8 protein-coding genes and 1 pseudogene are annotated in these 14,526 nt (G+C 56.3%); 2 read left to right on the top strand and 7 right to left on the bottom strand.

The window, feature by feature from the left end; genetic code table 11:
* Nucleotides 1-166: 166 nt before the first annotated feature.
* The 5 genes and pseudogenes from CT676_RS41415 to CT676_RS41395 form a co-directional block, all read right to left on the bottom strand.
* Nucleotides 167-606: pseudogene (locus CT676_RS41415) on the bottom strand (nuclear transport factor 2 family protein).
* Between the two features lie 363 nt (nt 607-969).
* On the bottom strand, nt 970-1,977 hold the full coding sequence (locus CT676_RS41410) for an ABC transporter permease (protein WP_135217104.1): 1,008 nt from the start codon (nt 1,975-1,977) through the stop codon (nt 970-972).
* A 5-nt stretch (nt 1,978-1,982) separates the two neighbouring features.
* On the bottom strand, nt 1,983-2,948 hold the full coding sequence (locus CT676_RS41405; RefSeq protein WP_135217103.1) for an ABC transporter permease: 966 nt from the start codon (nt 2,946-2,948) through the stop codon (nt 1,983-1,985).
* Between the two features lie 5 nt (nt 2,949-2,953).
* On the bottom strand, nt 2,954-4,486 hold the full coding sequence (locus CT676_RS41400) for a sugar ABC transporter ATP-binding protein (protein ID WP_135217102.1): 1,533 nt from the start codon (nt 4,484-4,486) through the stop codon (nt 2,954-2,956).
* A 23-nt stretch (nt 4,487-4,509) separates the two neighbouring features.
* Nucleotides 4,510-5,451 (bottom strand): sugar ABC transporter substrate-binding protein, encoded by a 942-nt coding sequence (locus tag CT676_RS41395; protein ID WP_244623495.1) that lies wholly within the window; start codon nt 5,449-5,451, stop codon nt 4,510-4,512.
* Nucleotides 5,452-5,738: 287 nt separating this feature from the next.
* Here CT676_RS41395 and CT676_RS41390 point away from each other — a divergent pair, with 287 nt between their 5' ends.
* Nucleotides 5,739-11,216: an ATP-binding sensor histidine kinase gene (locus CT676_RS41390; RefSeq protein WP_205124635.1), complete on the top strand. Its 5,478-nt coding sequence runs from the start codon at nt 5,739-5,741 to the stop codon at nt 11,214-11,216.
* A gap of 96 nt (nt 11,217-11,312) precedes the next feature.
* Here CT676_RS41390 and CT676_RS41385 read toward each other — a convergent pair whose 3' ends face one another.
* Nucleotides 11,313-11,666, bottom strand: a complete 354-nt coding sequence (locus tag CT676_RS41385; RefSeq protein WP_135217099.1) for a response regulator — start codon at nt 11,664-11,666, stop codon at nt 11,313-11,315.
* 58 nt (nt 11,667-11,724) lie between these two features.
* Entirely contained in the window at nt 11,725-12,360 is a 636-nt protein-coding gene (locus CT676_RS41380; protein WP_135217098.1) for a response regulator, read from the bottom strand.
* A 191-nt stretch (nt 12,361-12,551) separates the two neighbouring features.
* Between CT676_RS41380 and CT676_RS41375 the strand changes: the two genes are divergently transcribed.
* Nucleotides 12,552-14,276 carry a winged helix-turn-helix domain-containing protein gene (locus tag CT676_RS41375; protein WP_135217097.1) on the top strand — a complete coding sequence of 575 codons (1,725 nt, stop codon included), beginning with the start codon at nt 12,552-12,554 and terminating at the stop codon, nt 14,274-14,276.
* Nucleotides 14,277-14,526 lie beyond the last annotated feature (250 nt).

Genomic DNA, 14,526 nt, shown 5'->3' with positions numbered 1-14,526 from the left:
CAAGAAAGCGAGGTCCAACACCCCGCTTTCCTGCAAAATCGAATACTACATCAAGACAAATTCTGCTTATTTCTCAGATCAATCCGCATTCTTCACGGACGACTATTTCGCCACTGCCGTAGCTCTCGCGGCCAAGCCAGAGCGCTGCCGTGGATTCTCGCGACTGTCAAAGCCCCAGATCAGAAAGCCCGGGATGCTTGGAAGGACGGAGCCCGGACCGATCCCAATGATACTTGCGCTCTGACTCCCCGATCGGCAGATCGTTGATCGAAGCCAAACGCCGCTGCATCAGCCCGTTATCGGCGAACTGCCAGTTTTCGTTGCCATAGGAGCGAAACCAGCTCCCTGCATCGTCATGCCACTCGTAAGCGAAGCGTACCGCGATTCGGTTGGCTGTGAAGGCCCAGAGCTCCTTGATGAGGCGATAGTCGAGTTCCTTCGCCCACTTGCGAGTCAAGGAGCCGACGATTTCCTCCCGACCGCGGATGAAATCCGACCGATTGCGCCAGTAGCTATCCGGAGTATAAACCATCGAAACGAGCATCGGATTGCAGGAATTCCATCCATTCTCAGCGCCCGGACCTTTTGTTCTGCGGTCTCATGCATGAACGGCGGCAATGGGGATGGGTCTCAGTCATGTTAGAACTCCTCATCTAGGGTTTCCATAGACGAAGATTATATGACCGTGCCCCATGACTGCCTTTCGCTCACCCGCAGGCGTTTTTCGAAATGCACGCAATCTACGGACGGAAGCCCGAACGCGCCATCCGCTTCGCACTACGCCTCGAGCGGAAACTATTAAGGTCAATCGGGACCATGACTTTCGATAGGGGGCGTACTTTGCCGGCATCTATCGGATTTAGCCGGGCTGCGGAGATTCCAATGGCTTACAATGGTGCTAGGGGACGTAATCTGGTCGGCGCCGCACCGCTGCAGCGATCCGAACGACCGAGAGAGTGGCCGGAACCGTCAGCTTTCCGCGGCCGTACGCTTACGCGCGGCCTGCACGCCCTTCGCCTCACCATCCTCAACGGTTGCGTGTCGGGCCCCGAACACGACGACTAGACTCACCAACAACAGGAAGCCTTTAAGCATTTGCTGTTGCCAATCTGTCCAGCCTAGGAGGGCAGTGCCACTTGTCAGGGTGGCCAACAGCAGAACGCCAACCAGGGTGCCCAATGCGTTAGGCTCAAATGGCCTGATGACCAGAGCACCAAGAAAGATGGCAGTCAGCCCGTCCAAGAAATAGGACTCGCCGATCCGTGGCTGCCCGGACGCAAGGTCGGCAGCCAGCAAAATTCCTGCAGTGGCTGACGTCACACCTGATATGGCAAACAGGATGACGATGATTTTGGAAACAGGAATGCCGGCCTCCATCACGGCGCGCCTGTTCTGCGCGGTTGCATAGAGGTAGTGGCCGAAGAGCAACCGCTCTTGGAGGTACCAAGCTATTCCGTAAATGACCGCTGCGAGCGACGCCACTGCCGGAATTCCAACTACATTGACGCTCAAAAACTCGCCAATGAACCCCGCGTTCGCGATGCTGACGGACGACCCTCGCCCGATCGACGTCGCTATCGACAGCGCAATACCGCCCGTCGCGATAGTGACAATCAAGGACGGCAAACGTAGAAGTCCGACAATCAGGCCGTTCAGCAGGCCGATCCCGATGCCCGCCAAAACCCCCAGGCTAACTGCCAATGCCCAGCCGTACGGGACGGTCGCCGCGACCAGCATGTTCGCAACGGCAGCGACCTGCATGAAGCTCACATCAATCTCTCCGCTGGCGATCGCCCACGTCGCACCTCCATACATGATTGCGGCAATGCTCGCTGCTCGAAGCATGGAATCGAGGTTTGTTCCAGTCGAAAAGCCCGGGCAGGCCAGCGCAAAGCTCGTCACAAGAACTGCGAGAACAATGAGTAGGCCATATCGCAGCACCAGTTGCGATAATCTCCAGCCTGCATTGCGCGCCATTTAAATCATGCCTCCGTTTTATTTCCGGAGTGACGGATGGCTGTGTCCAAGAGGCCACCGGTCCGCGGGTCAAATGCAATTACGGTCAACAGAACAAGCAGACCTATGATGCCCTCGCCATAGTAGTACGGCACGCTGAGCAAGTTGCACCCGTTAAGCGTCGCGGAAATGAGTAAGCAACTTGCAAAGGTCGCGGCCACCGAGGCACGGCCGAACAAGGCGGCACCCAGATAAACAGATGCGTAAGCTGGAAGCAAAAAGCTACTACCAATGTGGACGTGCGCCTGACCTGCCTCGGCGCTGCGCAGGATTCCGGCCAGACAAGACATTCCTCCAGAAGCAGCGAACGCACCGAGCACGTACGCTCGAGTCCTGATCCCAGAAAGCAACGCCGATCGCGGATTTTCTCCCGTCGCGTAAAATCCCCGACCAAATCGCGTACAATGCAGGAACATCCAGGCCGCTAGGTTGATCGCGAGCATCAAAAGCACGGGCACTCCTACGAGCCCGATACTACGATTATTGAAATCGACCAACCCGACCGACACGAAGTTGTCAGATATAGTCGCACCTTGACTGTAAAGAAAGGAAAGAGAGGCTGATATTGCGCCTATCGCGATGGTCGAGACGATGTCGGGCAATCTCATGAAGCCAACTGCCGCACCGCTGATCGCGCCGCAAGCGATCCCGATCGAGATTCCTGCCAGCAGAGCCAGCGGGAGGCCCTGCTCTTGCGCTACGAACCATCCCGCCGTCATTGCGCCCAATGATGCTATGCCAGGAAACGAAAGATCCGACCTGCGTACCACGACGACAAATGTCAGGCCCAGAGCGGCGAGCTCGATTGCCGACATGTGCCGCAAAATCGCTGACACATTTGCTGTCGCTGCGAAATGAGGCGACAATGCACCAAAAAACGCTACGATGGCTCCGAGCAACAAAACGAAACCGAGCAGCCGAACGGGCATCATGGAAATCACTGCGCAAGCGGGTTCGTGGGGCTCGACTGCGGAGATCCGGTGATACCGGCCATCAGCAGTTCGCCACGCCCCGACGCTGCACCCTCGTGGACCATTCGCCCCCTGTACATCGCAATGACTCGATCGGCGATACCGCACACTTCGTCGCAATCCGACGACATTACGATCACGGCCGCTGATTTTGCTAGTTCTCGCATGAGACCGTAGATTTTCGATCGCGCGCCAATATCAATTCCGACTGTCGGTTCGACGAATATGTAAATCAGCGCTTGGACATAAAGGCCTTTCGCGACCAAGATCTTCTGCTGGTTGCCACCGCTGAAGGTTCGCACCTCACGATCAAGCAAAGGTGGCTGCAACGTCACCCGCTCAGCCAACATCTGGCTCGACTGCTTCATCTCGCTCAATCTGAGATATCCGCAAGTCCCGCATGCGCGTTTCAGGTTCGCCAGGGTAACGTTGAAGGTGACGTCTCGCGTCAGCGTTAAGCCTTCGGCTTGTCGATCGCCCGGCAAAAGAAACACCCCTCGACGCAGGGCATCATGGGGCCCACTTAGCGTCGTCGTCATACCCAACAGGTTCAGCGTTCCGCTCGTTGGGCGCGTCACGCCGAATAATGTCTTGGCCAATTCATCAATGCCGGAGCCGACCAAACCGAAAATGCCGAGCACTTCTCCGCGATGAGCGGCGAGGTTGATTTCTTGAAAAGCGCCAAGCTTTGTCCAACAACGCACTTCCAGATAGACATCTCCCGCGGAACAATTTTTGGCCGGATACAGAGGTTCGCTTCGTTCACCCAGCACAAGGTCTGCGATAGACAAATTTCCGCTCTCTACATCTGACAAACGATGCGTCCCTACGTTACGCCCGTCGCGCAGGATCGTAACCCGATCTGCGATGTTGAAGATGTCCGCTAGTTGATGGGTGATGTAAATGATCGAGATCCCGACGGCCTTTAATGTACGCATGAGCCGAAACAGGAGTGGCTTTTCTCGCTCCGTCAACACCGAGGTCGGCTCATCAAGAACCAATATCGAAACGTTATCGTTAGCGAGTGCGTGTAACACCGCAACCACTTCCCTATCTACAAAGCTCAACTGCCGAACCGGACAATCGAGATTGATCTCTATCGGGAAACGGCGAAGCAATTCGTTGGCGCGCTTCCGTAGCGAAGCGGGATGAAAGCGGGAGAAAAGAGTTGAGCGCCCGAACTCTCGACCGAGATAGATGTTTTCGAAGCCCGTCAGATTTGGCACCAGTTGAGGGTGTTGATGTACCGTCGCAATACCGCGGCGAATCGCTTCGCCGGGATCAGCGAATTCAACATTGCGCCCTCTGAGTTCGATAGTGCCAGCGTCCCTAGTGCAGAGGCCTGCTAGCATTTTGACCAGCGTGGATTTTCCGGCCCCGTTCGCCCCGAGTAGGGCATGTATTTCGCCGTGTTCAAGCTCGAACGTTACATTATTGAGCGCTATGACTTCGCCGAAGCGCTTCTCAATACCGCTCATCCGCAACATGGCTGCGCACATTCTTCGCTCCGCAATCCAAGGCGCTACAGCACTCGCTTCCACCCGAGTTTCGTTGCGACCCCGGGCTGGTCGAAGTCGTCGGGAATTGGGCGATCCGCAAGCATCTCCTTGGTGACTGCGTAGGTCGGAGCAATGATGATGGGTGGCACATCGCTTCCCGTTAGGAATTGGTGCGCGAAAAACACCTGCAAGTATGACATCTCATAAATGGCCTGCGCCATTGTCAGCACCATTGGAGAGCCACTTTTGATGTATTCAAATGGCTGTTTGCCGCCGCCAATGCCAGTAAGAATGATGCCCTCGCGACCTGCTGCCTTAGCGGCCAAGGCACCTTCGGTCGCGGCACCATCCCAGGCGCACCAAATGGCCTGCAGATCGGGCTGCGCAGTCAATAGGCTATCGACGGCTTGCCGCGGCGTAACTCCTGCGCTCGAGGAAAACGGATGGCTCGCGATCAACTTGATGTCAGGATACCTTAGCAGCACCGACTGCATGCCTAGCGTGCGGGCATTCCAGAACTTATTGCCCGGTAGCACTACGGCAGCGATATTGCCTTTCCCCCCGATCCGTTGGGCAATGTACTCCGCCATATACGCACCCATACCGTAGTCATTCCACATGACCGTCGTCTTCACCAAAGCACCTGGCACCACGCTGTCGCCGACGAAAATAGGAATATTCGCTTCGATAGCTCGCTTCACAGAAGGCGCGATGGCAACTGCATCGAAGGGGGTGATGAAGAGCGCGTCCGGCCTACTGGATGCAAGAGCATCGATTTGATCCGATTGTTTCTTGGGATCAGCGCTGGCGTCGGCCAGTCTCAAGTTGCCGCCCAACTTTGCGACGGCTTCCTTGTATCCATTAACAATATGTCGGCCCGACTCATAAGTCGTCCAGCCGAGCGATGCCGCGAAATAGAAATCCTTCGTTGCCGCTGATCGCGAACCGCCGAGATACGACGTCACCGCGAGCGCCGTTGCGGCGGAGAGCAATTGCCGACGACTAACCGGACGACGGTCGGCCCGGCTGCTGGGCGTGTCACGGTCGATCGCCGCCTCCCCGTCTTTTCGTCCTACCGCTCTTTGAGCCGTCTTCTCAACTCGCGGCCTCCAAGCCGCGCAAGCCGTGCCGTTTACGCAGGAACGCTTCCATAGTATGCTGACTTAGGCGTTGAGGGAAGATCGAAGTAAGAAATTCGATCCGCCGATCCGGTGGTGCAACTTGTAGCAGAGCAATACTGCAAGGAGTGCTCTTGATTGATCTTTCTCGCTACGAGTTCTCTTTGCTGCGGGAAGGAGACCTCGCTCTCTATCGAGGTTACGGACGGAATCTCGAGCCAATCCTACTGGTGTCTGCGGAAGACGCTTCCGTCAGCTGCTTCAAGCGGCTTGAGCACGAATTCTCGTTGAGGGCCGAACTTGATGTTGCTTGGGCTGCGCGCCCACTCGAGCTCTTGCGTTACAACGGCCGCTGGTCGTTAGTGCTTGAGGACCCGGGCGGGGCCCCCCTCGACAGGCAGCTTGTACATCCGCTGGAGATGCAGGAGCTTCTCAGCGTCGCCATCTCTCTTGCAGCTGCAATTGGCCAGATTCACGAGCGAGGCCTTATCCATAAGGATATCAAGCCGGCAAACATCTTAGTAAGCGGCGCGGCAGGCAAGGCCTGCTTCACTGGCTTCGGCATCGCCTCGCGTCTACCGCGCGAGCGCCAGACCCCTCGTCCCCCCGAGGTCATCGCGGGCACTCTCGCCTACATGGCCCCCGAACAAACCGGTCGCATGAATCGTTCGGTCGATGCCAGAAGCGATCTCTACGCGCTTGGTGTCACGCTGTATCAGATGCTTACCGGCGAGCTGCCGTTCACGGCCAATCAGCCGATGGAGTGGATCCATTGCCACATCGCGCTGCAACCAATGCGGCCCAGCCGGCGCAGAGCGGAAATCCCGGAGCAACTCTCTAATATCGTCACCAAATTGCTCGCGAAGACTGCAGAGGAGCGATACCAGACTGCCGCAGGGATTGAGGCAGACCTCCGGCGCTGCGCTGCGGAATGGATGGCCCACGGCAAAGTTGCAGATTTCCCGCTGGCAGAACAAGACGTGTCGAATCGGCTTCTTATTCCGGAGCGGCTGTACGGACGAGAGCGTGAGATCGAAATTCTGCTCCGTTCGTTTGATCAGGTCCTGGAGACCGGCGCGCCGGGGCTGCTCCTCGTGTCCGGATATTCGGGAATGGGCAAGTCCTCCGTTGTGAGCGAACTGCACAAGGTGATTGTCCCTTCGGGGAGTCTGTTCGCATCTGGGAAGTTCGATCAATACAGACGAGACATTCCCTATGCGACCATCGGCCAGGCGCTGCAAAGCCTCGTGCACTCGCTACTAGGCGAGAGCGAAGCGGTCCTCGACCAATGGCGCGATGCCTTGTCCAACGCACTCGCCTCGGCCGGCCAACTCATCGTAAACATCGTGCCCGAACTGGAGTTGATCATCGGCGCTCAGCCTCCATTTCCCGACCTCTCTCCGGTTGACGCTCAAAGCCGCTTTCAAACGGTATTCCGGCGTTTCGTGGGAGTTTTCGCACGGCAGGAACACCCTCTCGTACTGTTTCTTGATGATTTGCAGTGGATCGACGGAGCCACCCTCGACCTTATCGAACACCTTGTGACCAGCCGAGATGTGCGCCACCTCTTCCTCATCGCCGCCTATCGTGACAACGAGGTCGGCCCCGCGCTTCTACGTAAACTCGAAGCGATTCAGGACGCCGGCGCACAGATCCGACGGATAGTGCTGCAACCTCTGGCACTCCAAGACATTGGCCGGATGGTGGCTGATGCTCTCCGATGCGAACCTGACCGAGCGCAAATGCTGGCGGGACTCGTGCATGAGAAGACGGCCGGCAATCCCTTCTTTGCGATTCAGTTTCTTACAGCGCTGCACGACGAGCGCCTGCTCCTGTTCGACGCATCCGCGTCGGATTGGACTTGGGACATGGATAGTATCCGCGCTAAAACTCACACGGACAATGTCGTTGATCTCCTGGCCGAGAAGCTAAAGCGGCTATCCAACCCCACCCAGGAAGCTCTAAAGCAGCTTGCTTGCCTAAGTGCAACCACCGATCTCTCCACGTTGAGCCGCGTTCGTGGTGCGACTGACGTCGCGACGCATGCGGTCATCTGGGAGGCCGTCCAGGCGGGTCTCGTCACCTACTCGGATGGGGTCTTTCGTTTTGTTCACGATCGCATTCAGCAAGCAGCATATTCGCTTCTCCCCGAAGAGCGGCGTGCCGCGCTCCATCTACGCATTGGTAGAGCACTGCTGGCGGGTATGACTGACGAGGAAGTGACCGAGCACCCCTTCGAGCTCGCCAGCCAGCTCAATAGAGGCGCCTCACTGCTGATCGATCGGAACGAGAAAGCCCAGGTTGCCGGGGTCAACCTCCATGCCGGTGTCAAGGCCAAGACTTCGGCGGCCTATGCTTCTGCCCGCGCGTACTTTTCTGCCGGCATGACGTTGCTGGACGACGCCGACTGGGCGAGCCACTATGAATTGGCGTTCCGATTGTGGCTCGAGCGCGCGGAATGCGAGTTCTCGACTGGAGGCTTCGACAAGGCTGAAGAGCTCATCGCGCAGTCACTGGCACGTGCTACGTCCAAGAGCGACATGGCTGCCGCATATGACCTGCTCGTGCGACTTTACGTGGTAAAGGGAGAATATCCGCGAGCAGTCCAGAGCGCTCTTGCATGTATGAAGCTGTTTGGGATCGACCTCCCGTCACATCCAACCTGGAGCGACGTTGTCGCCGAATACGAGAGTGTATCACGGCGTCTGCAAACGCGCCCAATCGAGACTTTGATCGACCTACCGCTGATGTCCGATTCAAAGCTAGAAGCCGTCATGCCGGCACTCTCGGCTCTCTTCGACGCTGCTTATCTAACTAACCTCAATTTGTTCTGTTTGCACGTATGCCGAATGGTGAACATCAGCCTCACTCACGGCATGTGCGGCGCGAGCGCGCACGGGTATGTGCTTTTTGGATTCATCTTGGGGCCCGTGTTTCATCGTTACGATGACGGCTTTCGCTTTGCGAAGCTCGCCTGTGATTTGACGAACAAGCACAACTTCCTCTCGGTCAAAACGCGAATATACCTTGAGATGGGGATGGTCGCGCCGTGGACTCAATCTCTGACACATGCAATCGATTTGAAGCTCGAGGCGTTCCGGAGCGCCACCGAGACGGGCGATTTGACGTTCGCATGCTACAGTCTATCGCAGAGCATTGCTGATCGCCTCGTACGCAATGATCCACTCGATGCAGCATGGCGCGAGTGCGAAAGAAGTATGGATTTTGTCCAGAAGACCAAATTCCGCGATGTCGCTGGCGTAATAGCCAGCCAGCAGCTCTTCATCGCGTCTATGCAGGGCACGACGAACTTGCCTAATTCGGGCGGCGCACTATTCGATGAGGCGAGGTTCGAAAGCGAACTCGCCGGACGAATGCCCGTCCTGAATTACATCTATTTGGCTCTCAAGCTTAAGTCACGCTTCCTGATGGGACGGTACCCCGAAGCGCATGAGGCCGCTGGACGAGCCAAGGAATTGCTTTGGGCCGCCGCAGCTCAGATTCATTTACTCGATTACTACCTGTATGCCGCACTGACGGCAGCTGCGCTCTACGATACCGCCTCCGAAGACAGGCGCGCGGAATGGCACAGCCTCCTGATAAAACATCGCGAACAACTGCGCGAATGGGCCAAGAATTACCCTCCGACCTTCAACGACAAGCACATGCTAGTGTCAGCAGAAATAGATCGGATAGAGGGGCGGGACGCCGACGCCATGCGGCTATACGAGAATGCGATTCAGTCGGCTCGTAATCAGGGCTTTCTTCAAAACGAAGCTCTGGCCCACGAGGTGGCCGCGCGCTACTACGCGGCGCGCGGCGTCGACAGCGTCTCTCGATTCTACCTGCGAAACGCCCGCGAGTGCTATCTCCGCTGGGGCGCCGGTGCCAAAGCCCGCCAGTTGGAAGAGCTTCATCCACACCTTCGGGATAAGCCAGTTCTTGCGTCTGCAACTGCAACGCTTGGAGCGCCGGTAGACCTGGTCGATGTCGGAGCAGTGGTCAGAGCCTCCCAGGTCATGTCGAGCGAAATCGAAATCGGCAAACTCGTTAAAACACTAATGAGAATCGCCATCGAACATGCGGGTGCCGAACGCGGACTTCTGATCTTCTATTCGAGCGGCACCCTGCAGATCGAGGCTGAAGCGAAGGTCGAGCAGGCCGGCTTCCAGTTCTTCCTGCGTCAGGAAACGGCAATCTCGGCAGAACTGCCCGAATCGCTCATCCATACTGTAGCCAGGGTACAGAAGTGCATCATTCTGGATGACGCATCGGCAGAAAGTGCGTTGTCTGCAGATGACTACGTAAGGAGAAAGCGGCTTCGATCAGTCTTGATCCTACCGCTTGTAAAGCAGGCCGAGCTCGTAGGCATATTGTATCTCGAGAATAATGTGGCTACGCACGCTTTCACGCCCGATCGGGTATCAGTGTTGGAACTCTTGGCCTCACAGGCCGCGATTTCGCTTGAGAACGCCCGCCTCTACGACGACCTTCGTGAGCGCGAAGCGAAGATTCGGCGTCTGGTCGACGCCAACATCATCGGGATCATCATTTGGGACTTCGACGGCGGTATCACCGAAGCTAATGACACATTCCTCCGCATGGTCGGATACGATCGTGACGATCTCGTTACTGGGCGCGTCCGGTGGACTGATTTGATGCCTCCCGAATGGCGAGACAGAGCTGCGCGGGCGCTACAGGAACTCAAAATCGCGGGATCGACACCTCCTTTCGAGAGAGAGTATTTCCGAAAGGATGGTCAACGCGTTCCTGTGTTGATTGGTGCTGCAAGCCTCGAGAATAAGAATCAAGGAGTTGCATTTGTGCTCGATCTGACTGAACGCAAACAGGCTGAAGCCGGCGCCCGCGAGAGCGAACGGCGGTACCGGGAGGTCCAGATGGAACTCGCACACGCGAACCGCGTAGCAACCATGGGCCAACTTACCGCCTCGATCGCTCACGAGGTCAATCAACCAATTGCAGCGATAGTCGGCAATGCTGAGGCAACTCTTAGATGGCTCGCGTATCAGCCTCCGAACATGGAGGAAGCGCGTCTGCTGCTCGGCAGAATCGTCAAGGATGGACGCCGTATGAGCGATGTCATCGGTCGTATTCGCGATCTCATAAACAAGGCGCCACCCCGAATAGAGCGCTTCGAGATCAACAGTACGATAAGTGAGGTCATCGAACTCGCTCGCGGAGAAGTGACGAAAGGCGGCGTTTCAATTCGTACATTCTTTGCAGAAGGACTACCGGTTATTGAAGCAGATCGCACGCAACTACAGCAGGTCATTCTCAATCTGATTGTCAACGCGGTTCAAGCATTGGATCAGAACGTCCTAGAACCGCGCGAGCTGAGCGTTGGCACGGAAACCGATGAGTCAAATACGGTCATCGTTTCCATTCGAGATACGGGGCCCGGAATTGGCTCGGACAACTTGGGTCGCCTGTTCGATCCATTCTATACAACTAAAACTGGCGGCATGGGGATGGGACTTTCGATTTGCCATTCGATTATCGAGGCCCATGGCGGCCGCATTTGGGTCACGCCAAATAGTCCGCGCGGCGCCATATTTCACTTCACAGTTCCCTCAGCGGTAATGTCCCATTGACGAGCTGATACGCCCGCCATGCATATCAAAGGATAACGACCCGCTAACGCCTAGACTTGCCTGAGTGGCTGCCGGCTCCTTGAGTCCGCTTGTTGGCTAATGTCCAACGGCCGTCTTGAGGTAACTGATCAGTAGCTCAATTTCCAACGGCTTACGCATGAAGCCCAACACTCCCTGTGAACGGGCTCTCTCTTCGAGATCCGGCTCCGTCTGCGCGGTAATCATGATCACCGGAACTGGACTCTTGCGTTCATCAAGTCGTTCCTTCAGGTCAAACCCGCTCAGTCCGGGCATGTGAATGTCCGTAATTGCGCACGTAAACCTTTCGAAGTCCTCATATGCGAGAAATGCTTCAGCAGAATCGAAGCTTACCGCATCGTATCCGAGCGATCGAACTAGAGAGACGAGCATTTCTCTTACGGCGGCATCGTCGTCGATAATCGATATCATTGCTATTGCCCGCCTATTTTTCCACCTTCCGGGGGCCGCATATTTCGAGGATATTCGACTATCCCTTGCGCGCTTTGGTCCCGAGCATGTCTGCCATACGAACCAGATCCGCCAATGAATGTGCCTCCATTTTCCGCATGGCGGCGCCGCGATGCATTTTGACCGTAATCTCACTTAACCCCAGTTCACCGGCTACCTGCTTGTTCAACTTTCCCGTTACAACGAGCATCATCACTTCGCGCTCTCGCGCTGAGAGCTTTGCGAACCGATTTGCGACGGCGAGAGCCACGCCCTCGCTTTCACGACGCGCTCTGTCTCGATCGATGGCCGTCGTGACTGCATCAATCATATCTTGATCACGAAACGGTTTCGGGAGGAAATCGACAGCTCCCGCCTTCATGCCTCGGACTGTCATGGGGATGTCCCCATGACCCGTCATCAGCACGACTGGCAGACTTATTCCAATTTCGTGCAGTTGTTCTTGGAAATCCAAGCCGTTGACGCCGGGCAGTCGGATATCGAGTACTATGCATCCTGGCGTGTTCAAGCTGATTGCCCTCAAGAACTCTTGGGTGGAGCTGTAAGTACGAACATTCAGCCGAACCGAGCGAAGCAGACTGTCTAACATCAACCGAACAGACTCATCATCGTCGATGATGTGCACGACGGGATGCTCGTTGGCGGGTTGCGTCATCTCTGTGCCACCCAGCAGCAGTTCTGTTCCATATCACGTTCTCGCCTGTAACAGCACTACACTAAGGTATCCCCGACCGAAACAGACGCCACACCAAAGTATAGGTGAGGAAGACGGATGCTATATTGGCGCAGGATCAGGCAGCGATCATAGTCGACCCAGCAGCTACCCAGAAATCCAGAGGCCCAACGATGAGCTCTGATCTCCTGGAGAATAGTCCTATGCCGCCGTCTAGCGAAGATAACTATGAAGACGCGGACGATGAGAATGAAGATCTCTATAGAGATTTTCCTGCGGACACCGTGACGTTTGGCGATTTCGCATTCTCACAGGCGGGACGTTTGTTGACTTGCGGCGCAAGACCGATCGCCTTGGGCAGCCGAGCCATGGATATTCTAAAACTCTTGATTCAGCGGTCCGGATCAGTCGTCACTAAGAAAGAACTCATGGCGAAGGTCTGGCCCAACGTTACGGTTGGCGAGAACGGTCTTCACTTCCAAATTGCTGCACTGCGGAAAGCCCTGAAGGACGGACAGAATGGCAATAGATACATCGTCAATGTCTCCGGGCGAGGCTATTGCTTCGTTGCGCCGACTGCGCGTGCAGCAAGCGGGGCTTCGGTGTCCGCGGCTGCGGTCGAGGGATTGTTGGAGGTATCAACCATCCCCCCCACCTTGACACGCATGGTCGGGCGCGATGATGCAGTATCGGAAGTGTCTGCTCTCCTCGTGAAGCATCGCCTCGTGACCGTTACCGGCGCCGCCGGTGTGGGCAAGACCACGGTCGCGGTTTCCGCGGCTCGCCTTTGGGGCCAGACGAACGGGCATACGGTCTCGTTTGTCGATTTCGATAAGATCGATGAACCGGATCTTATCCGGGATACGCTTGCATCGGCCTTCGGATTGAGCGATTCGAGTTCCGAACCCGCCGGCAGTCTGCCTACTATTACGAGGCACAAAAGGCGTCTTTTGGTGCTCGACAATTGTGAGCACCTAGCGGGCGCGATTGCGGAAGTAGCGGAACGGCTGCTCCATAATGCCGAGAGCCTCCAAATTCTCGTAACCAGTCGAGAAGCGCTTCAGGCGCACGGCGAACGGGTCTACCAGCTCCAGCAACTTGTTGGCCCGCCAAGGGACGTGCCTTTGTCGATGGCAGACGCGCTCGGATATCCCGCAAGTCAAATGTTTATCGAGCGCGTCGAAGCAAACGGAGTACATATCAGCGATTGCCCTCAAAACGTACGGCTCATTTCGCACATTTGCGAACAACTGGATGGCATCCCGCTTGCTATTGATATTGTTGCTCGCCGCGCGGGCACGCACGGCTTGATGGAGACAGCAGAGCTGCTGACAGAGGGCCGTTTCCTGCGTTGGCCAGGAGCCCGCACCGCACCTTCACGCCATCAGACGCTATATGCCTCCTTCGAAAGAACCAATGATCTCCTAACCACAGAGGAACGATCGATCTTTCGATGCCTCTCGACGATCGCAGATACATTCAACCTCAGAGAAGCCTGCAGCGTGACCACAAAGACCGGAATCGCCAACGAGATCGTTGTCGACACCATTCGCCGTCTCGTAACGAGTTCTCTTGTCTTGGCGACGCATGACGCAACAGGCGCAGTAACTTATCGTCTCATTAAAAGCACGAAGATATTTGCGTTAGGCGGGGCCGACGCAGAGGATGGCGCACTTCATAGCACGACGAGAGGTAACTACCATCTCGCACGAACTAATGCCCGTATTGGCAGTGAACGCAACGCGCCCGACACTCATCACCGATCAGATCGCGACAAAGTCGCATGCTTGCCGGCCTCACCGCCGCATCTTCACGGGCGGCGAGATGCTGGTACAACTGCCTGTTCGAGCCAAACAACCCTGCTCCACACCAAGAAACTCCATACTCCCGCGAGTTGACAATTCTCTCACCGGGTGAGCGCCAGGCAAGGTGCGCGCTCGGAATCAGCGTCAACGTCTTCGCGTCACGCAAGGGGCTCTCGAACCTCTTACAGACGCAGCGCTTTTATCAAGAGGGATATGGCCAAAACAGCGCCACGCTCTCAAGTCGTCCGTGAAGAATGCGGATTGATCTGAGAAATAAGCAGAATTTGTCTTGATGTAGTATTCGATTTTGCAGGAAAGCGGGGTGTTGGACCTCGCTTTCTTG

This window comes from Bradyrhizobium sp. MOS001, from assembly GCF_004634465.1.
Taxonomy (GTDB): Bacteria; Pseudomonadota; Alphaproteobacteria; order Rhizobiales; family Xanthobacteraceae; genus Bradyrhizobium; species Bradyrhizobium barranii.
This window is presented reverse-complemented; position numbering and strand designations above follow the sequence as displayed.